The organism is Zavarzinia aquatilis (genome assembly GCF_003173035.1).
Lineage (GTDB): Bacteria > Pseudomonadota > Alphaproteobacteria > Zavarziniales > Zavarziniaceae > Zavarzinia > Zavarzinia aquatilis.
This window is the reverse complement of record NZ_QGLE01000005.1, coordinates 266,597-285,689: the sequence shown is the minus strand read 5'-3', so window position 1 is coordinate 285,689 and position 19,093 is coordinate 266,597. Positions and strand designations below refer to the sequence as shown.

The following is a 19,093-nucleotide window of genomic DNA, read 5'->3' as shown; positions in this document are numbered from 1 at the left end:
TCCCACGGTTGCAGCCAGAGGGCAGACGAGTGCCGGCCGCCTGTGATGGGACCGGCGGCCGCCGGTCCCATCACAACGTCAGTCTCGTCTACAACCAACGCCCTTTCCAGATACAAGGGCCGGGGTGAGGTGGGGCCAGGCCCGGTCTTGCCTACAACCCCAACATGAGGCGGAGATTCTGGACCGCGGCGCCCGATGCGCCCTTGCCGAGGTTGTCGAGGCGGGCGACGAGCAGGGCCTGGCCACGGGCTTCGTTGCCGAAGACGCGGAGTTCCAGCCGGTCGCTGTCGTTCAGGGCTTCCGGCTCGATCTTGCCGCCCATATCGGCGGTGCCCTTAACCGAGACGAGTTCGCTGCCGGCGAAATGCCGGGTCAGGATCGCCTCGAGGTCGGCCGGGCGCTGCTCGCCCTCGAGGAGGTCGAGGTGGAGGGCGACGGTGACCAGCATCCCCTGCCGGAAATCGCCGACCGAAGGCACGAAGATGGGGCGCCGGTCGAGACCGGCATAGGCCTTGATCTCGGGCACATGCTTGTGCTCGAGGCCGAGACCGTAAAGCTCGAATTTGGGCGCCGTGCCGGCCTCGTAAGCCTCGATCATCGCCTTGCCGCCGCCGGAATAGCCCGAGACCGCATGGATCGCGACCGGATAGTCGCGCGGCAGCACGCCTGCCTCGATCAGCGGACGCAGCAGGGCGATGGCGCCCGTCGGGTAGCAGCCGGGATTGGCGACCAGCTTCGCGTTGGCGATCGCCTCGCGCTGGCCGGCGGCCATTTCGGCGAAACCATAGACCCAGCCGTCCGCCACCCGATGCGCGGTCGAGGCATCGAGGATGCGGGGCGCGCCCGGGCCGAGTTCGGCGGCAAGGGCGACGGATTCGCGGGCGGCATCGTCATGCAGACACAGGACGACGGCGTCGACCTCGGCCATCAGGGCCTGCTTCGCCTTGGGGTCCTTGCGCTTGTCGGCGTCGATGCTGCGGATTTCGATCCCGGGGACATTCAGCAGGCGCTCGCGAATGCCAAGACCGGTGGTGCCGGCTTCGCCGTCGATGAAGACTGTCGCTGTTGCGCCTGTCCGGGTCACGGGAACTCTCCTCGCCAAAGGGGCCGGAACATATAGCGTCAAACGACGCCGGCCGCACGCAACACTTTCATGAAGACCGTGGGCACGCCCGCATCGCCGATATGCGCCGGATGATGCCATTCCCCCGCGGCGGCGAAATCCGCCACCCGCGCCACCTGCACCGTCAGGACAAGGTGAAAATGCGTGAACGTATGTTCGACCGGCGCGTTCAGCGCCGTCCAGGTGGCGGGACAGGGCGGGCTGGCGGCGGGTGCCGCGCCTTCGGCCCATAGGCTGCCCGGAACCTCCATCATGCCGCCGAGCAGGCCCGTGGCCGGCCGGCGACGCAGGAGGACGGCGCCGTCCCGCGCCCGGACCGCGACATAGGCCGTGCCATGGCGGGTCGGCCGTTCCGCCTTGGCGGCCTTGACCGGATAGAGCGCGGCATCGCCCGCCGCCGCGCCGTCGCAGAAACGGGCGACCGGACAGCGCCGGCAGTTCGGCGTCTTCGGCTGGCAGATGCCCGAGCCAAGGTCCATCAGGCCTTGCGCGAAATCGCCCGGCCGGTCTTCCGGCACCAGCCCCTCGACCAGCTGGCGGAGCTTCGGGCGCGCGGCCGGCAGTGCCTCGGCGAAGCGGTGCAGGCGGGACATCACCCGCTCGACATTGCCGTCGACGGCGGCGGCGCGGCGGCCGAAGGCGATGGCGGCGATGGCCCCCGCGGTGTAGTCGCCGATCCCCGGCAACCGGGCGAGGGCTTCGGCGGTATCGGGGAATCTGCCGCCCTTGGCCGCCACTTCCCGGGCGCAGGCATGGAGATTGCGCGCCCGCGCGTAGTAGCCAAGGCCCGCCCATTCCGCGAGCACCGATTCGAGCGGGGCGGCCGCGAGCGCGGTCACCGTCGGAAAGCGGGCGACGAAGCGGGTGAAACGCTCCATCACGGTCGCGACCGTCGTCTGCTGCAACATGATCTCGGACAGCCAGACCCGGTAAGGATCGGGCTTTTCCCCCGGCTCGGCCCGCCAGGGCAGGCGCCGCCGGCTGGTATCGTACCAGTCGAGCAAGGCGCGGGCGAAACCCGCCTTGGGCCGGGAGGCGGGCGGCGGCAGGTCCAGGGCGAATTCGGAATCGACGGGAGACATTCCCTGATTAGAGTGTGCGGACCATGGCGCAAGCAACAAAGACCTTCGAGCCTTCGGCCAAGCGCCGCTTCAGGACCGAGCCGGCCTCGGCCACCCTGTCGACCCTGCTGCGGTCGGCGGCGGGCAAGCGCGGCTTCGCGGCGGCGGAAATCGTTACCCATTGGCCGCTGATCGTGGGCGAGCGCCTCGCCGACTGCACCCTGCCCGAGCGCCTGCGCTTCGAGCGGGGCGGCAACGACGGCGGCATTCTGGAAATCCGGGTCGATGGCCCCCTCGCCCTCGAAATCCAGCACCTCGAGCCGCAGATCATCGACAAGGTGAACAGTTTCTGCGGCTTTCGCGCCGCCGCCCGGCTGAAGATCACGCGCGGGCGGGTGCCGGCCCGCAAACAGCCCCCCGCCCCCCTGCCCCCTGTGCCGGCGGCGGAGAAGGCGGAGATCGACCGTCTGGTTGCCACAATCGAGAACGATAACTTGCGCGAGGCCTTGGCCAGATTGGGCAAGACCATGCGGGCACGGGCGCTGAGGGACGGTCGGCGCTAGGGGCCATGCGCCATCATTGAACTTTACGACCCCCAATATCTTGTGGTGGAATGACTCCATGAATACGAGACGTATGATTTTGGCCGGCGCTGTCGGTCTGGCTGCCGCTGGTGGCATCGGTTATTGGGCGCTGATGCGCGGCGGCCCGGCCCCGGCGCCTGTCGCACCGCCGGCGGCCGCCGCGACGCCGACTCCTGCAACGCCCGCGCCGGCCGATTCGGCGGCCACGCCGGCCCAGCCGGTCGACGGCACCTTCGTCATCGGTTCGGCCGACGCGCCGGTCACGGTGATCGAATATGCCTCGATGACCTGCCCGCATTGCAGCAGTTTCACCCTGACCACCTTCCCCGAGGTGAAGAAACAGTTCATCGACACGGGCAAGGTCCGCTTCGTGTTCCGGGATTTCCCGCTCGACGCCATTGCCCTGCGCGCCTCCATGCTGGTGCGCTGCGCCGGCGCGGACAAGAGCGAGGCGCTGGTCGAGATGCTGTTCCGCACGCAGCAAAGCTGGTCCCGTGCCGCCGATCCCATCGTCGCCCTGAAGCAGACGTTGCGCCTTGCCGGTCTCGGCGATGCCAAGGCCGACGCCTGCCTCGCCGACGAGGCGCTGAAGATGGCAGTGATCCAGTCGCGTTACGACGCCGAGAAGAGCTATCAGATCAAGTCGACCCCGAGTTTCGTCATCGGCAAGACCGTGGCCTCCGGCGCCCTGACCATCGAGGAATTCACCAAATTCCTGAAGGACAACGGCCTGAAGGACTGAGGCCGGGCACGGCGCCCCACCCTCACGAGATCCCGGCCTTCGCCGGGATGACGCGCTGGTGGGGGCGAGCCTAACTTCCAGGGCCATTGAGGCCCCGCGAAGCTTCAGCGCAGCGAGCCAAGGTCGCGGATGCGGCCGCCCGGCGCCTGAGGGCGAATTTAAACTAGCGAGCCAAGGCGGCGGATGCCGCCGCCCGGCGTTTGAGGAATGACAGAAGCCTTCCAGGGCCATTGAGGCCCCGCGAAGCTTCAGCGTAGCGAGCCAAGGTCGCGGATGCGACCGCCCGGCGTTTGAGGGGCAAACAACAATGGTCCAGTTCACCAAACTGCGGCTTTCCGGGTTCAAATCCTTCGTCGACCCGACGGAGCTGGTGATCCAGCCCGGGATGACGGGCATTGTCGGGCCGAACGGCTGCGGCAAGTCGAACCTGCTCGAGGCGCTGCGCTGGGTCATGGGCGAGACGTCGGCCAAGCTGATCCGCGGCGCGGAGATGGACGACGTCATCTTCGCCGGCACCTCGCGCCGGCCGGCGCGCAATCTGGCCGAGGTTTCCCTCGTCCTCGACAATTCGACGCGGCGGGCGCCCGTCGCCTTCAACGATCATGTCGAACTCGAGATTTCGCGCCGGATCGAGCGCGAGGCGGGTTCCGCCTATCGCATCAACGGCAAGGATGTCCGGGCGCGCGACGTCCAGTTGCTGTTCGCCGATGCCTCGGTCGGCTCGCGCTCGCCGGCGCTGGTCGGTCAGGGCCGGATCAGCACCATCATCAATTCGAAGCCGCGCGACCGGCGCCAGATTCTGGAAGAAGCCGCGGGCATTTCCGGCCTGCACTCCCGCCGCCACGAGGCGGAGCTGCGCCTGAAGGCGGCGGAAGGCAATCTGGTGCGGGTCGACGATGTCGTCGGCCAGCTGACCAACCAGCTGAATGCCCTGAAGCGCCAGTCGCGCCAGGCCAGCCGCTATCGCAACGTGCAGGCCCAGATCCGCAAGGGCGAGGCCATCGTCCTGCATCTGAAGTGGCTGGAGGCGCAAGCGGCGCTGGAGGCGGCGCGGGCCGACCTCGCGGCGGCGCAGAACGCCGTCCGGGTCGCGACCGAACAGGCCGCCCATGCGGTCAATGTCGAGAACCGGGCGGGCGAAGCCATCGCCCCCTTGCGCGAGGAAGAGGCGCGCGCGGCGCAGATCCTGCACAAGCTGGTGGTCGAGCGCGACAGCCTCGCCCTCGAGGAGCGGCGCGCGCGCGAGGCGCTGTCCCGCCTGTCGCAGGCGATCGAGACGGTGGCGCGCGATGCCCAGCGCGAGGAAGCCCTGCTGAATGACGCCCGCGCGGCGCAAGAACGGCTGGCCGAGGAACAGGCCCTGCTGGAAGACGCCGAGGGCGGCGCCGGCGAGGATGCCGAGACGGCGGAAGCACAGGTCGCCGAAGCGGCCGACGCCCTGCAGGCGCGCGAAGCCGAACTCGACAAGGCCAATCGCGAACTCGCGGCCGTTGAAGCCCGGCGCCAGAGCCTGGAGCGCGACATCCGCGAGGCGGCGGCCCGGCTGGACCGCCTGACCCAGTCGCGCCGCCAGCTCGACGCCGACGAACAGCGCCTGGCCGAGGAAAAGGCCCGCGCGGTCGATCTCGAAGCCCTGGTCGAGCGGCTGGAAGCCGCGCAGGAAGCGGTCGAGGCGGCGCAGGATGCGGTCGCCGACGCCGAGGGCGAGCGCGCCCAGTCGATTGGCGACGAAGGCGAAGCGCGGGAAGCCCTGCGTCTGGCCGAATCCGGCGCCGCGCGCGTCGCAGCCGAGGAAAAGGCGCTGGCCAGCCTGCTGGCGGCCGGTGACGATGCCGCCTTCCCGCCGGTGCTCGATGCGATCACGGTCGCCAAGGGCTATGAGACCGCGCTGGGCGCCGCGCTGGGCGACGATCTGTCGGTGCCGGTCGATCCGGCGGCGCCCGTGCATTGGGCGGCCCTGCCCGATTACGCCGACAGCCCGGCGTTGCCCGAGGGGGCAGTGCCCCTGTCGGCCTTTGTCGAGGGACCGGCGGCCCTGAGGCGCCGGCTAGGCCTGATCGGCATCGTCGGCCGGGGCGAAGGCCGGACGCTTCACGCCCGGCTCGCCCCCGGTCAGATGCTGGTCTCGGTCGAGGGCGACGTCTGGCGCTGGGACGGTTTCACCGCCGCCGCCGAGGCCCCGACCGCCGCCGCGATCCGCCTCGCCCAGCGCAACCGCCTGAAGGAGTTGAGCGCCGAGCGGGAACAGCTCGACGCCGCGGCGGGCGAGGCCCGCGCCCTGTTCGAGGCGGCACGGGCCGCGACCCTGTCCGCGCAGGCGCGCGAAGTCGAGGCGAAACGCCGCCTGCGCGACGCGCAGGAAGCGGTCACCCGCCTCCGGGACGAGGAAGCCCGCGCCAGCCGCGAGGCGGTCGCCCGGGAAGCGCGGGCCAATGCCCTCGCCCAGTCGATCGAGCGGATCGCCGCCGACATGGAACAGGCGGTGGAAGCGCGCGAGACCCTGCTGGCGGCGCAGGAGGAATTGCCGCCCCGCGCCCATCTCGACGAGGCAAGGGCACGGTTGCAGCGCGACGTCGAATTGCTGCGTCAGAGCCTGTCTCAGGCCCGCGCCGCCCGCGATGGCCTGAAGCGCGAGGTCGAGAGCCGGCGCAAGCGCCTCGCCGACGTCAAGGGCGAGTTGCTGGCCTGGGGCCGCCGCGCCGAATCCGCCGAACGCCAGATGGCCCAGCTGCACGAGCGCCGCGCCATCGCCGAGGCGGAAGGCGAGGAACTGGCCGGCAAACCGGACGAGCTGCGCGAGGCTGCGGAAGCCCTGGCCGACCGGATCGAGGATGCGGAACGGCGGCGGCGCAACGCCGCCGACGGCCTTGCCGCCGCGGAACAGGCGCTGGCCGAGGCCCGCCGCGCCGCGCGCGCGGCCGAGGGCGATGCCGGCGCCCTGCGCGAAGCCCGGGTGCGGGCCGAAGGCGGCGTGCAGCAGGCGCAAGGCAGGCTCGACGAACTGGCCAGCCGCATCACCGAGGAGCTGGACTGCGCGCCGGGTGCCATCCTGACCGAGGCCGAGGTCGGCGAGGACGAGGACCTGCCCGGCCTCGCCGAACTCGAGGCCCGCCTCGACCGGCTGCGGCGCGAGCGGGACGGCATCGGCCCCGTGAACCTGCGCGCCGAACAGGAAGCGGAGGAGATCGACGGCCAGATCACCGCCATGACCACCGAGCGGGAAGACCTGGTCGCCGCCATCGCCAAGCTGCGCGCCTCCATCGGCTCCCTGAACCGCGAGGGGCGGGAGCGGCTGCTGGCCGCCTTCGAGCAGGTGAACCAGCAGTTCGGCGTATTGTTCGCCCGGCTGTTCGGCGGCGGGCGGGCCCATCTCGCCCTGACCGAATCCGACGATCCACTCGATGCCGGGCTCGAAATCTATGCGTCGCCCCCGGGCAAGAAGCTGCAGGTGCTGTCTCTTCTCTCGGGCGGGGAGCAGACGCTGACCGCGCTGTCGCTGATCTTCGCCGTCTTCATGGTCAATCCGTCGCCCATCTGCGTGCTCGACGAAGCCGACGCGCCGCTCGACGATGCCAATGTCGTGCGCTTCTGCGATCTCGTCGAAGACGTCGCGCAGGAGACGGGGACGCGATTCCTGGTGGTCACCCATCACGGCCTGACCATGCAGCGGATGCACCGGCTTTTCGGCGTCACCATGTCCGAGCCGGGCATCAGCCAGCTGGTCTCGGTCGACCTCAGCCAAGCCCCGGAATTGCTGGCCGCGGAGTAATTTCCCCCCTGCGTCAATGACTTATGCCGCAATGCGGCGCGATTCCGTTCGCGACGGCTTGGGCACACTCGACTTTTTGCTGATATTTCAAAGGCTTGTCTGCGGCCTTTTGTACCTTGACTAGGATGCAACGGCCACTTACCTTCCGCCCGCCTTGGCTGGGGGTCGGGGCATGGGTTCGGTCTGGTCGAGAAGCATCGACGAGCGACTGGAATTAGCCGCTCGACAAGGTACTCTTGATCATGACTGACGAACCGCTGCCGTCCCTGGCCGATCTCGACCGGCGCCTTCGGGAAGCGCGCGAAACCGTTCTGGGTCCGCCAGAGCCGGAAGCGCCGACCCGGACGTCGAATGCCTTCGGATCGGCAATGCGTCTTGGCGTCGAATTCGTTTCCGGATTCGTCGTCGGCGGGTTGATCGGATGGGCACTCGACCGGTGGTTCGGCACGAGACCTTGGTTTATGGTCGTGTTCTTCCTCCTGGGCGCCGCCGCCGGGACGGTGAATCTGATCAGGGCCGCGCGCCGCCTTCAGGCGGAAGCGGAAGCCAGTGAAGAGCAGAATTCGTCAACGCGCGGCTGAGAGTTTCGAGGTTCGACATGGCCGCAGGCGGTGAAGCCCATAGTCCTCTTGAGCAGTTCGAGATCACCCGGCTCGTCGATTTGAACCTGGGCGGTGTCGATATTTCCTTCACCAATTCCGCGCTGTGGATGGTGATCATCGTCGCCCTGTCCACGCTGTTCTTCGTGATCGCGACCTCGCGCGCCGCGATCGTGCCGGGCCGGCTGCAGTCGATCGCCGAACTGTCCTACGAGTTCGTGGCGGGATTGCTGCGCGATAACGCCGGCAAGGAAGGGATGAAGTATTTCCCCTTCGTCTTCACCATCTTCATCTTCGTGCTGATGGCCAACATGCTCGGCATGGTGCCCTACTCCTTCACGGTGACCAGCCATCTGGCGGTGACGGCGACCATGTCGCTGATCATCATCCTCGGCATCACCGTGCTCGGGCTCGTCAAGCATGGTTTCGGCTTCTTCCACGTGTTCCTGCCTTCGGGCGTGCCGATGTGGCTGGCGCCACTGCTGATCGTGATCGAGGTGATTTCCTACCTCACCCGCCCGGTCAGCCTCGCCGTCCGTCTCTTCGCCAACATGATGGCGGGTCACACCACGCTGAAGGTCTTCGCCGGTTTCGTCGTCGCCCTCGGTGTCGCCGGTGTCGTTCCGCTTCTCTTCGTTGTGGCGCTGACGGCTCTCGAAGTCCTGATCGCCTTCCTGCAGGCCTATATCTTCACGATCCTGACCTGCATCTATCTTCACGACGCGTTCCACCCTCACCACTGATATCCTAAGAGCAAGAAGCTCCTAACTTAGAAGGAATGGTTCCATGGAAGTCGAAGCTGCCAAGATGATCGGCGCCGGCCTCGCGACCCTCGGCCTCGGCGGCGTGGGCATCGGCCTCGGCAATCTGTTCTCCAACTTCGTCGCCGGTGCGCTGCGCAATCCGTCGGCCGCCCCGAAGGTGTTCCCGAACCTGCTGCTCGGCGCCGCGCTGACCGAAGCGCTCGGCATCTTCTCGCTGCTGATCGGCCTGCTCGTCCTGTTCGGCTGATCCCGTAACTCGAACCGGGATCGGAACAGGTCATGCGGCAAATTTTCCTGGGATTGGCTCTCGCCACCGCCGCGGTCTCCCCGGCGCTGGCCGAGGGTGCCGAGAAGAAGGGGCTGCCTCAGCTCCGCTTCGAGGATTTCCCGCCGCAGATCTTCTGGCTGGTCATTTCTTTCGTCGTCCTGCTGGTTCTGCTCAGCACCCTGGTGCTGCCGAAGCTGCAGGGCACGATCGAAGGCCGTAAAGCCAAGCTCGAGGGTGATCTTGCCACCGCCGTCAGTCTGAAGGACGAAGCGGCAGCGGCGATCGCGGCCTATGAAAAGGCCCTGGCGGCGGCGCGGCAGCGCGCCAATGCCATCGCCGCCGAAGCGAAAGCCCAGATCGAGGCCGCGGCAGCTGCCCGCAAGGCCGAGCTCGAAGCCAAGCTGGCGGAAGAAGCCAAGGCTGCCGAAGTGCGTATCAACGCCACCAAGGCCGCCGCCCTCGCCGAGGTGCGCAGCATCGCCCTCGAGGCAGCCCGTGCCATCGCCACCAAGGTGGCCGGCATCGAGGTCGACGACGCATCCGCCGCTTCCGCGGTCGATGCCGCCCTCGGCCGCAACGGTTAAGGAGCGGACATCATGGAATTCCTGTCCAATCCGGAAACCTGGGTCGCCGTCGCCTTCGTGCTCTTCGTCGGACTGATCGTCTATCTCAAGGTGCCCGGCACCATGGGCAAGGCGCTGGACGACCGGGCCGCGAAGATCAAGGCGGACCTCGACGCCGCCGCCAAGCTGAAGGCCGAAGCCGAGGCCGCGCTCGCGAAATATCGCGAGGCGACCCGGAACGCCGACAAGGAAGCGGAAGCGATCGTCATCGAGGCCAAGGCTGTCGCCGAGGCCCTCGCCGCCAAGGCTGAAGCCGATCTGGCCGCTGCCCTCGCCCGCAAGGTCGAGACCGGCAAGGCCAAGATCGCCCAGGCCGAGGCCAATGCGATCGCCGAGGTTCGTCGCATCGCGGCCGAAGCCGCCGTCGCCGCCGCGCGCGAGATCATCGCGACCAGGCTCGACGGTGCCGCCAAGGACCGCCTGATCGGCGACACCATTTCTTCGGTCGCGACCCGGCTGAACTGACGCTTCGCCAGCATCAAGATCTGCACGATTTGAAACCCCGGCAGGGCAACCTGCCGGGGTTTTGCTTTGGGATCGCCCCTGTTCCAACAGCGACAGATTGCATCCATTGTCAGTAATTATCCCCATTACGGATACATTAAGGATTGTGGCGCCATAAAGGCGGAAAGGGCCGCGACTCTCGGCCCGTCCACCGGGGAGTTCCTTATGGCAAAGCTTCGTTTCCTGCTCTCGTCCACGGCCCTCGCGACCGGGCTTGCCGCCGCCCTGCCGGCCGCCGCCCAGGACGCCTATCCTGTTTCCGCTGACCAGTTCGGCTATGGCCGCCGGGCGGTCGCCGAAGCCAATTTCCAGGTGGGCCTGTTCGGGGGTGGCGATTCGAATGGCGGCACCTATGGCGGCGCCCCCAGCTTCACCATGCCGCTGGGCAACAAGCTGGGCCTGCAGGTCGACGGCATCGCCGGTGTGACGGCCGATGAATTCGGCTTCGCCGGCGGCGCCGTCCAGCTGTTCTACCGCGATCCGGAGCGGATGGCGCTCGGCGTCGCGGGCGGCGGCTATTTCCTCGAAGGCGACGCGCAATTCGCCGTCGCCGGCATCGCCGAATATTACATCGACAATGTGACGCTGGAGGGCCTGATCGGCTTCCAGGACGGCGACATTCTCGAAAGTACCGTCTATGGCCGCGTCGGCGCGTCGCTCTATGCCAATCCCAATGTCCGCATCGGTGCCGGCCTGACCTATTCCGACAAGGTGAAGCTGGGCGGCGACCTTCAGGTCGAAGCCCTGCTGCCCAACAGCCCGGGCATCGCGCTTTTCGCCACCGGCACCTATGACGAGGACGGCGCCGCCGGCTTCGGCGGCATCCGCTTCTATTTCACCCGCGACATCAGCATCCTGTCCGCCGACCGCACGAAGCAGGCGGGCGGCCCGACCCTGATCGACATCCACCGCCGCCTGAACCGGCCCAACCTGTTCCTCGCCGATTCGACCGGCTTTGGCCTCCGCCAGATCAGCCGGGCGGCCGGTGCCGCCGCCGGTGGCACACCCTTCGGCGACGTGACCCCGCCCGCGCCGACCGGCTGCACCGTCGATCTCGACCCGGCGACGCCGGGCTGCCAGAGCACGGCCCCCGACACCGGCCTTGTCGATGTCGTCGACAATGTGGTGAACCAGATCGGCGACAACACGGCGCTGCAACCGATTACCGATCTGATCAATGCCCTGACCGATCCGAACGGCGGCACGCTCGATGCGATCACCGGCCCGCTGAACCAGCTGACGCAGATCGAAGGCGGCCCGCTCGGTCCGCTGACCGAACTGGTGCAGGGGCTGGTCGGCACCAACAACAGCGCCCTGACCCCGCTGATCGACACGCTGAACGGCATCATCGGCGGTCTTGCCGCCGGCAGCAACCCGACCGATATCGCGGGCGGCCTGTCCAGCCTGCCGGGCGCCGACAGCCTGGCCGGCCTCCTGGGCGGGACCCTGCCCGGCGGCACCGACACGGGCCTGATCGACCTCGTGAACAATGTCCTGAGCGATCTCGGCGACAATACCGCCGTGCAGCCGCTGACCGACCTGCTCAATGCCCTGACCAACCCGACGGATGGCAACCTCGCCCCCTTGACCGGCGCGCTCAACGAGTTGACCGCGGTCGACGGCGGCCCGCTCGGCCCGCTGACCGAACTCGTCGGCGCCCTCGCCGGGACCGATAACGCGGCACTGAACCCGCTGGTGCAGACCCTGAACGGCATCCTCGGCGGCTTTGCCTCGGGCGCCGGTCCGACCGATATCGCCGGCAGCCTGGCGAGCCTACCCGGCGCCGACCAGCTGGCCGGCCTGTTCGGCGGCATCCCCCTGCCCGGCGGCAGCGACACCGGGTTGATCGACCTCGTGAACACCGCCCTCGCCGATCTTGGCGACAACACGGTGATCCAGCCGCTGACCGATCTCCTCAACGCGCTGACCAACCCGACCGACGGCAACCTCGCCCCGCTGACCGGCGCGCTCAACGACCTGACCGCGGTCGATGGCGGCCCCCTCGGCCCGCTGACCCAGCTGGTCGGCACGCTGGCGGGCACGGATAACGCGGCGCTGAACCCGCTGGTCGACACGCTGAACGGCATTCTGGGCGGCCTCGCCGCGGGCGCCAGCCCGACCGATATCGCCACCGGCCTGTCCAGCCTGCCCTCGACCGGCGCCCTCGCCGATCTGTTCGGCGGCACGCCGCTGACCGGGGGCATCGACACCGGGTTGATCGACCTCGTGAACAATGTGCTGGGCGACCTCGGCGACAACACCGCGATCCAGCCGCTGACCGACCTCCTCAACGCCCTGACCAACCCGGTCGATGGCGGCCTCAGCCCGCTGACCTCGGCGCTGAACGAGCTGACCGCGCTCGACGGCGGCCCGCTCGCCCCACTGACCGAGCTGACCGGCGCCCTGGCGGGCACCGACACGGCGGCACTGAACCCGCTGGTCGACACGCTGAACACCATCCTCGGCGGTTTCGCCGCCGGGGCCGATCCGACCGATATCGCGTCGGGCCTGTCCAGCCTGCCGGGCCTCGGCCAGCTGGCGGACCTGCTCGGCGGCTCGCTGTCCGGCGGCAGCGCGACGGCGGGCCTGATCGACACGGTGAACGGCGTCCTCGACAGCCTGGGCGACACGACGGCGATCCAGCCGCTGACCGACCTGCTGACCACCCTGACCGCGACCGATCAGGGCGCCGCGCTGGCCGGCCTGACCCAGCCGCTGAACGACCTGACCGCGCTCGACGGCGGCGCCCTCGCGCCGCTGACCCAGCTGGTCGACGGCCTCGTCGGGGTCGATACCGGCGCGCTGACCCCGCTCATCGACACGCTGAACACGATCCTCGGCGGTCTCGGCGGCGGTCAGGATCTGGGCACCGTGGCCGACACGGTCACGACCTCGCCCACCACCGGGCTGCTGGCCGGGTTGCTCGGTCTCTGACCGGCGCCTGTCACAGGGGGGCCGGCCGCCCCCCTGTGATCGCCCCCCCCCTGTGATCTCCCTCATCGCAGGATCGTGCCCCCTGTCGCAGTGTCGGCGACATGCTGCTACACTCGCCGCCGCTCAAAGGGGGGAAGCCTTATGGCCATGGATCGTTCGTTTCTGAGCCGCTATCTCGGCATCGCGCCGTCGACCCGCGAGGAGGGCGTTCTGCGTCTCCTGCTCGAGACCGCGATTCGCACCGTCGATGCGGCCGAAGGCTCGGTCCTCGCCTATGATCGCGATGCCAACGACCTGCGCTTCGTCATGACCGTGAACGGCCCGTCCAGCCTGATCGGTCAGCGCGTGCCGATCGGCGCCGGCCTGACCGGCCTTGCCGCCCTGACCCACGAGGTGCAGATCGGCGCCCCCACCTTCAAGACGGTCGACGACGCCAACAAGGCGACCGGGGTCGAGGGCGAGCCTTCCGCCGTCATCGCCGCGCCCATGGTTTCGGGCGACACGCTGATCGGCGTGCTGACCGGCGTGCGCTTCAAGCCGGGCTATCGCTTCACCACCGACGACGGCCGCGCCTATGGCAATTTCGCCACCGTCGCCGCCCTGATGCTGGACCAGCACAGCCGGTTGCGCGAGCTTTCGGGCGGCACGGGCGATGTCACCACCGCCGGCTTCGGGCCGGAAGAGGCGCGCATCCTCGCCGCCATGGCCTCGGTCGCGCGCAACCGGCCGGATCGCCTGCCGCGCCTTGCCCAATTGTTCGAGCAGATGGCCGATATCGCCATCTGACCGGCCGCGCCCATGTCTTCTGTCGCGATTACCGAAGCCTCGGCCGCCCGCTTCGACGAGCTGGCCACGAGCGATCTCGCCCCTGTGGAGGTCGCCGTGATCGATTCCGGCATCGACGCCACCCATCCCGACCTCGCCGGCCGCGTCGTCAGCCAATGGACGGTGGAGGATGAGGATGGCCGCCTTGCCGTCCATCCGCTCGAGACCGGCATCAACAACGATACCTTCGGCCATGGCACCGCGGTCGCCGGCATCATCGCCCGCATCGCGCCCAATGCCCGCATCCACGACATCCGCGTGCTCGACGCCCGCAACAAGGGCGATCCCACCGCCTCGCTCGTCGCCTTCCGCCATGTCCTCGCCCAGCGTCACCGGCTGGTGAACATGAGCCTGGCCATTCCCGCCTCGCAGCGCGAACCGCTCTACAAGCTGTGCGAAAGCGCCTATCAGCGCAATCAGGTGGTGGTCGCGGCCAAGCGCAACGTCCCCGTGACCGACGAGGGCCTGCCGGCGGAATTCTCCAGCGTCATCTCGATCGACAATCATCAGGTCGAGCCGATGAGCCTGCATTTCATCGAACAGGGCCTGATCGAATTCGCCACCCTCGGCAACGATCTGACCGTGCCCGCGCCGGGCGGCGGCTATACCGTGAAGACTGGCACCAGTTTCGCGACGCCGACCGTCACCGGCATGTGCTGCCTGTTCCTCGGCCGCTGGCCCCAACTCCGCCAGTTCGAGCTGAAGACCATCCTGAAAGCCCGCGCCCATGGCAATGTCTGAAGGCCCGCCCGGCGCCCCGGGCGCCGGAATGAAAAGCCCCGCCCCGGGCGCTGGAATGAAAAGCCCCGCCCCCGGTGCCGAAATGAAAGGTCCGCCGCCGCAGGGCATTCCCCTGCCGCTGGCCGGTGCGCCGAAGGCTGGCCCGCCGCCCGGGATGCCGCCCGGCGGCATGAAGGGTCCGATGCCTCCCGGTGGGATGCCGCCCGGTGGCATGAAGGGCCCGGGCGGCCCCGGTTTCCCCGGGATGCCCTTCCCGCCCGAGCCGATGCAGTTCAGGAAGCTGCTGCGCTGGGCGGTGATGCTGGCGAAATCGGCGCCCTTGCCCTTCCTCGGCTCGGTCGGTCTCGCCGCCCTCGTCAACGCGCTGACGCCCTATTCCCAGCAGGTGCTGGTCTCGCTCACCGCGGCGCTGGAGGGCAAGGGCACCGCCGATCCGAAGTGGATGGCCCTCCTCTATGCCGTGCTCGCCGTCATCGTCATCCTGCTGTCGATGGCCAGCAAGCTGGTCACCACCTGGTCGAACGAGAAGATGCTGGTCGCCCTGCGCCACCTGCTGCACGACCGGATGCTGCTGCTCGGCCCGCAGTTCCACGGCAAGGTGACCGGGCCGCAGCTGGTACAGATCATCAATAATTTCTCGGCCGGGGCGCAGTTCACCCTGCGCGAAATCCTCGCCTATCCGCTCACCCGCGGCGTCGGCCTCGTCACCGCGGGCATCTTCCTCGCCGGCAATCTGTCGGCCTTCGCCGGCATTCCGCCGCTGGCGCGCTGGATCCTGCTGGCGCTCGTCGTGATCATTCCGCTGATCGGCTGGAAACTGTCCGGCGTGGTCGGCCGCGCCTTCGAGCAGGTCCGGGCCGAGGAAGCGGCCTTCGCCGACGAATTGGGCAATTCGACGGCCCAGCCGCTCGAAGTCCAGCTGATGCGCGCCCATGCCCAGCGTTCCCGCTCCATCGCCGAGCGGCTGCAGTCGGTCATGGCGGCCAAGCTGCGCGCGACCCTGCGGCGCGAGGCGGCGCAACAGTTCCAGGGCTCCATGTCGGTGATCCTGACCACCGTCCTGCTGATCTACGCCGCCTTTTCCTTCGACAAGGATACGCCGGTCGGCGCCCTGCTCGGCCTCATCCTGATGGTGCCGCTGGTCGTCGGCCCGATCCAGGAACTGGTCACCTTCTTCACCGGCCTGTCGGTCAACTGGCCGATGATCCGCCCGGTTGGCGAGATCATCGACGCCAAGCCCGAAATCGCCGATGCGAAGGATGCCGCCGACATCGCCATGACCGACGCGACAGCGGAATTGACCGGCGTCACCTTCGGCTATCCGCCGGCGAAATCGCCCGTCATCCTGAACGGTGTCTCCCACCGCTTCCGGGCGCAGGCGATCACGGCGATCGTCGGCGGCTCCGGCTCGGGCAAGAGTTCGGTGATGCGCCTCCTTGTCCGGCTCTACGATCCGCAGGGCGGGCAGGTCTCCATCGGCGGACGGCCGCTTGCCGCCTATACGCTGGAATCGCTGCGCCGGCAGGTCGTCACCCTGTCCCAGTTCCCGCTGATGCTGTCGGGATCCTTGCGCAAGAATTTCGAGCTGGTGAAGCCCGATGTCAGCGACGAGGACATCCTCGCCGTGCTGCGCCGGGTGGGCGTGCTCGACGCCCTGACCCGGATCAGGCCGGAAGGGGTGCTGGACATTCCGGTGACCCAGACCGCGGGCACCGGCACATTGTCGGGCGGGCAGCGCCGGCTGGTCGCGCTCGCCCGCGCCCTCATCCTCGCGCCGCGCATCCTGCTGCTGGACGAACCCTCGACCGGTGTCGACGTCGAATCCACCTCGCGCCTCGTCGCCGTGCTGCGCGAGCTGTCGCGCGAGGTGACGATCATCATGGTCGAGCATGACGTCGATTTCGTCACCGCTGTCGCCGACGAAGTGGTCTGCATCGACAGCGGCACCTTCGTCTCGGCCGGGGCGCCGCAGGCCCTGATCGCGAGCGGGGGCAATCTCTTCGCCCGCTTCGTCGATGCCCGCCGCCGCGCCACCTCGACCGATCACCTCGACATCGAGCGGGTGCCCCTGCCCGCCATCGCCAAGGTGGCGAAGACGTAAGCGCGCCGGCCAAAGATGCCGGCCTGCGCCGGCATGACGAGGGGTGGGAGGGTTCCCGATGCCCTCAGGCGCCGGCGCGCAGGCGCTTGACGAATTCGCCGAGGCCGGTCTGGCGCCGGCGCTTCAGCCGCTCGGCGTGGAGGATCGCCTTCACCTGGGCGAGGGTGCGGTCGACATCCTCGTTGAGGACGACATAGTCGTATTCGGCCCAATGGCTGATTTCATCGGAAGCCTTGGCCATGCGCGCCGCGACCACGTCTTCCGGGTCCTGGGCGCGCTGGCGCAGGCGGCGCTCCAGCTCCTTCGTCGAGGGCGGCAGGATGAAGATCGAGACGAGATCGTCCCGCGCGTGTTCGACCAACTGCTGGGTGCCCTGCCAGTCGATATCGAAGAGGACGTCGCGCCCGGCGGCCAGCGCGTCGTTCACCGGGCCCTTGGGCGTGCCGTAGTAATTGCCGAAGACCTTGGCCCATTCGAGCAGGGTCTTCTCGTTGACCGCGATGTTGAAATCCACCGGGCTGACGAACCAGTAGTCCCGGCCTTCGACCTCGCCCGGGCGGCGCGGCCGCGTCGTCACCGACACGGACATTTCGAGGCGGGGCTCGCTTTCGAGCAGGCGGCGCGAGATGGTGGTCTTGCCCGCGCCCGAGGGCGAGGACAGCACCAGCATCAGACCGCGGCGGTCGATCCCGTGGGAAGCCATCATGAAGTCCTGATCACTCGACGTTCTGCACCTGCTCGCGCAGGCGGTCGACACTGGTCTTGAGGTCGAGGCCGAGGCGCGTCAGCTCGACGTCGGTCGACTTCGAGCACAGCGTATTGGCCTCGCGGTTGAATTCCTGGGCGAGGAAGTCGAGCCGGCGGCCCACCCCGTCACCCTGTTTCAGCAATTTGCGCGCTTCGGCGACATGGGCGCGCAGGCGGTCGATTTCCTCGCGCACATCGGCCTTCACCGCCAGCAGGGCGACTTCCTGCGCCAGCCGCTCGGCCGAGACCTGACCGGCCTTGTCCTTCAGCAGATCGGCGAGCTGGGCCGACAGGCGGTCGCGCAGCGCCGCCGGCTGGGTCGCCGCCTGTGCCTCGGCCGCGCCGGTCAGGCGCTCGATATCGTCGAGATGGGTGGCCAGCGCCGCTTCCAGATGGCGCCCTTCGGCCGCGCGGGCACCGTGCAGGGCTTCGACCGCCTGCTCGAACAGGGCGATACAGGCGGCGTCCTGCCCCTCTTCCTCGTCGGCGTCGCGACTGCTTTCGGCCCGCGCGATGACGCCCGGCAGGCTCATCAGGGCTTCGATCCGGGGCGCCTCCAGCCCGTTGGCGGCGGCGAGGTCGCGGGCAAGGTCGAGATATTGGCGCAGGGTCTCGCCGTCGATCCGGGGCGGGGCCACAGTCTCGCCGCCCAGCACATTCATCTGGATCTGCAGGTTGCCGCGCTTCAGGCGCTTGCCAGCGACGTCGCGCAACGCCCGTTCCAGCCGCTCGAAACCGTTCGGCAGACGCATCCGGATTTCGAGGCCGCGGCCATTGACCGATTTCACCTCGAAAATGCACTCGCCCTGTCCCAGGGGGCCGCTGACCCGGGCGAAACCGGTCATGCTCTGCAGGCCCATGGGTCGCTCCTCGATATTCGACTTGAAGTGCTGCGCTCTTACACTGCGGGCAACGGAAGGACAAGCGAACCATGACCCGATCTGCCATGACGCCCCCGCGCGCGATCCTGATTACCGGCGCCAGCCGGGGCATCGGCGCCGCCCTCGCCCACGCCTATGCCGCGCCGGGTGTCACGCTCGCCCTGTGCGCCCGCGACGCCGCCGCGCTCGAGCGCGTGGCGGCGGAGGCCGGGGCGAAGGGCGCCCGCGTCGTGACCGGCCTCCTCGACGTGACCGACGGGGCCGCCCTCGCCGCGTTCTTCGCGCGGGCGGAAGCGGTGGCCCCGCTCGACCTCGTGATCGTCAATGCCGGCATCGGCGATACCAACAAGGGCCTGCCCGACCTGCGGCGGGCGGCGCGGCGCATCTTCGCGGTCAATATCGACGCCGCCGTCGAAACCGCGCTGCTCGCCCTCGACCACATGCTGCCGCGGCGGGCGGGCCAGATCGCCCTTGTCGCCTCGCTCGCCGGGTTTCAGGGCGGACCGGGGGCGGCGCCCTATTGCGCCTCGAAGGCAGCCCTGCGCGTCTTCGGCGAGGGTCTGCGGGCCGAGGCGGCGCGGGAGGGCATCCGGGTCAATGTGATCTGCCCCGGTTTCGTCGAAACCGACCTGACCGCCAAGAACGACTTCGCCATGCCCTTCCTGTGGCGCGCCGACAGGGCCGCGGCGCATATCGCCCGGGGCCTTGCCCGCGATGCCGCCCGCATCGCCTTCCCCTGGCCGCTGGTCGCCGGCCTGAAGCTGGTCAACCTGCTGCCGCAGGGGCTGGTGGCGGCCGCGATGGCGCGGCGGCGCTGAACCGCCGCG

General features: G+C 68.8%; 17 protein-coding genes. 13 read left to right on the top strand and 4 right to left on the bottom strand.

Annotated elements, in window-relative coordinates; all coding sequences use genetic code 11:
• Nucleotides 1-151: 151 nt before the first annotated feature.
• Both argC and mutY read right to left on the bottom strand, forming a co-directional pair.
• A complete protein-coding gene (gene argC, locus DKG74_RS11250; protein WP_243404100.1) occupies nucleotides 152-1,084 on the bottom strand; it encodes an N-acetyl-gamma-glutamyl-phosphate reductase in 933 nt (310 codons plus the stop codon).
• Nucleotides 1,085-1,122: 38 nt separating this feature from the next.
• A complete protein-coding gene (mutY, locus tag DKG74_RS11245) occupies nucleotides 1,123-2,205 on the bottom strand; it encodes an A/G-specific adenine glycosylase (protein ID WP_109905736.1) in 1,083 nt (360 codons plus the stop codon).
• Between the two features lie 23 nt (nucleotides 2,206-2,228).
• On the opposite strand from mutY, the gene DKG74_RS11240 reads away from it, so the two are divergent.
• From DKG74_RS11240 to DKG74_RS11185, 12 genes are all read left to right on the top strand, one after another.
• Nucleotides 2,229-2,747 carry a DUF721 domain-containing protein gene (locus DKG74_RS11240; protein WP_109905734.1) on the top strand — a complete coding sequence of 173 codons (519 nt, stop codon included), beginning with the start codon at nucleotides 2,229-2,231 and terminating at the stop codon, nucleotides 2,745-2,747.
• A gap of 58 nt (nucleotides 2,748-2,805) precedes the next feature.
• On the top strand, nucleotides 2,806-3,510 hold the full coding sequence (locus DKG74_RS11235; protein WP_133251567.1) for a DsbA family protein: 705 nt from the start codon (nucleotides 2,806-2,808) through the stop codon (nucleotides 3,508-3,510).
• Between the two features lie 307 nt (nucleotides 3,511-3,817).
• A complete protein-coding gene (locus tag DKG74_RS11230; protein ID WP_109905730.1) occupies nucleotides 3,818-7,279 on the top strand; it encodes a chromosome segregation SMC family protein in 3,462 nt (1,153 codons plus the stop codon).
• Between the two features lie 242 nt (nucleotides 7,280-7,521).
• Nucleotides 7,522-7,860 carry an AtpZ/AtpI family protein gene (locus DKG74_RS11225; RefSeq protein WP_109905728.1) on the top strand — a complete coding sequence of 113 codons (339 nt, stop codon included), beginning with the start codon at nucleotides 7,522-7,524 and terminating at the stop codon, nucleotides 7,858-7,860.
• Nucleotides 7,861-7,877: 17 nt separating this feature from the next.
• A complete protein-coding gene (locus DKG74_RS11220; protein WP_109905726.1) occupies nucleotides 7,878-8,621 on the top strand; it encodes a F0F1 ATP synthase subunit A in 744 nt (247 codons plus the stop codon).
• Nucleotides 8,622-8,664: 43 nt separating this feature from the next.
• A complete protein-coding gene (locus DKG74_RS11215) occupies nucleotides 8,665-8,889 on the top strand; it encodes a F0F1 ATP synthase subunit C (protein WP_109905724.1) in 225 nt (74 codons plus the stop codon).
• 32 nt (nucleotides 8,890-8,921) lie between these two features.
• Nucleotides 8,922-9,494 (top strand): F0F1 ATP synthase subunit B family protein, encoded by a 573-nt coding sequence (locus DKG74_RS11210; protein ID WP_109905722.1) that lies wholly within the window; start codon nucleotides 8,922-8,924, stop codon nucleotides 9,492-9,494.
• 12 nt (nucleotides 9,495-9,506) lie between these two features.
• The gene (locus DKG74_RS11205) at nucleotides 9,507-9,998 is read left to right on the top strand and encodes a F0F1 ATP synthase subunit B family protein (protein ID WP_109905720.1); all 492 of its coding nucleotides are present in this window, start codon (nucleotides 9,507-9,509) and stop codon (nucleotides 9,996-9,998) included.
• 204 nt (nucleotides 9,999-10,202) lie between these two features.
• The gene (locus tag DKG74_RS11200; protein ID WP_109905718.1) at nucleotides 10,203-12,971 is read left to right on the top strand and encodes a hypothetical protein; all 2,769 of its coding nucleotides are present in this window, start codon (nucleotides 10,203-10,205) and stop codon (nucleotides 12,969-12,971) included.
• 147 nt (nucleotides 12,972-13,118) lie between these two features.
• Entirely contained in the window at nucleotides 13,119-13,757 is a 639-nt protein-coding gene (locus DKG74_RS11195) for a GAF domain-containing protein (protein WP_165837641.1), read from the top strand.
• Nucleotides 13,758-13,769: 12 nt separating this feature from the next.
• Nucleotides 13,770-14,537, top strand: a complete 768-nt coding sequence (locus DKG74_RS11190; protein WP_109905714.1) for a S8 family serine peptidase — start codon at nucleotides 13,770-13,772, stop codon at nucleotides 14,535-14,537.
• A 55-nt stretch (nucleotides 14,538-14,592) separates the two neighbouring features.
• Nucleotides 14,593-16,638: an ATP-binding cassette domain-containing protein gene (locus DKG74_RS11185; RefSeq protein ID WP_109905712.1), complete on the top strand. Its 2,046-nt coding sequence runs from the start codon at nucleotides 14,593-14,595 to the stop codon at nucleotides 16,636-16,638.
• A gap of 64 nt (nucleotides 16,639-16,702) precedes the next feature.
• Here DKG74_RS11185 and gmk read toward each other — a convergent pair whose 3' ends face one another.
• Both gmk and DKG74_RS11175 read right to left on the bottom strand, forming a co-directional pair.
• Nucleotides 16,703-17,344: a guanylate kinase gene (gene gmk, locus DKG74_RS11180; RefSeq protein ID WP_207779325.1), complete on the bottom strand. Its 642-nt coding sequence runs from the start codon at nucleotides 17,342-17,344 to the stop codon at nucleotides 16,703-16,705.
• A gap of 10 nt (nucleotides 17,345-17,354) precedes the next feature.
• Nucleotides 17,355-18,245 carry a YicC/YloC family endoribonuclease gene (locus tag DKG74_RS11175; RefSeq protein WP_243404099.1) on the bottom strand — a complete coding sequence of 297 codons (891 nt, stop codon included), beginning with the start codon at nucleotides 18,243-18,245 and terminating at the stop codon, nucleotides 17,355-17,357.
• 71 nt (nucleotides 18,246-18,316) lie between these two features.
• On the opposite strand from DKG74_RS11175, the gene DKG74_RS11170 reads away from it, so the two are divergent.
• Entirely contained in the window at nucleotides 18,317-19,084 is a 768-nt protein-coding gene (locus DKG74_RS11170) for an SDR family NAD(P)-dependent oxidoreductase (protein WP_243404098.1), read from the top strand.
• Nucleotides 19,085-19,093 lie beyond the last annotated feature (9 nt).

Bases quoted from the DNA above. Each gene is read 5' to 3' on its own strand.
- DKG74_RS11205 (WP_109905720.1), top strand. From the start codon at position 9,507: ATGGAATTCCTGTCCAATCCGGAAACCTGGGTCGCCGTCGCCTTCGTG.
- DKG74_RS11200 (WP_109905718.1), top strand. From the start codon at position 10,203: ATGGCAAAGCTTCGTTTCCTGCTCTCGTCCACGGCCCTCGCGACCGGG.
- mutY (WP_109905736.1), bottom strand. From the start codon at position 2,205: ATGTCTCCCGTCGATTCCGAATTCGCCCTGGACCTGCCGCCGCCCGCC.
- DKG74_RS11235 (WP_133251567.1), top strand. From the start codon at position 2,806: ATGAATACGAGACGTATGATTTTGGCCGGCGCTGTCGGTCTGGCTGCC.
- DKG74_RS11195 (WP_165837641.1), top strand. From the start codon at position 13,119: ATGGATCGTTCGTTTCTGAGCCGCTATCTCGGCATCGCGCCGTCGACC.
- DKG74_RS11220 (WP_109905726.1), top strand. From the start codon at position 7,878: ATGGCCGCAGGCGGTGAAGCCCATAGTCCTCTTGAGCAGTTCGAGATC.
- DKG74_RS11170 (WP_243404098.1), top strand. From the start codon at position 18,317: ATGACCCGATCTGCCATGACGCCCCCGCGCGCGATCCTGATTACCGGC.
- DKG74_RS11230 (WP_109905730.1), top strand. From the start codon at position 3,818: ATGGTCCAGTTCACCAAACTGCGGCTTTCCGGGTTCAAATCCTTCGTC.
- DKG74_RS11240 (WP_109905734.1), top strand. From the start codon at position 2,229: ATGGCGCAAGCAACAAAGACCTTCGAGCCTTCGGCCAAGCGCCGCTTC.
- DKG74_RS11210 (WP_109905722.1), top strand. From the start codon at position 8,922: ATGCGGCAAATTTTCCTGGGATTGGCTCTCGCCACCGCCGCGGTCTCC.
- DKG74_RS11190 (WP_109905714.1), top strand. From the start codon at position 13,770: ATGTCTTCTGTCGCGATTACCGAAGCCTCGGCCGCCCGCTTCGACGAG.
- DKG74_RS11175 (WP_243404099.1), bottom strand. From the start codon at position 18,245: ATGGGCCTGCAGAGCATGACCGGTTTCGCCCGGGTCAGCGGCCCCCTG.
- DKG74_RS11215 (WP_109905724.1), top strand. From the start codon at position 8,665: ATGGAAGTCGAAGCTGCCAAGATGATCGGCGCCGGCCTCGCGACCCTC.
- DKG74_RS11225 (WP_109905728.1), top strand. From the start codon at position 7,522: ATGACTGACGAACCGCTGCCGTCCCTGGCCGATCTCGACCGGCGCCTT.
- gmk (WP_207779325.1), bottom strand. From the start codon at position 17,344: ATGATGGCTTCCCACGGGATCGACCGCCGCGGTCTGATGCTGGTGCTG.
- DKG74_RS11185 (WP_109905712.1), top strand. From the start codon at position 14,593: ATGAAAAGCCCCGCCCCCGGTGCCGAAATGAAAGGTCCGCCGCCGCAG.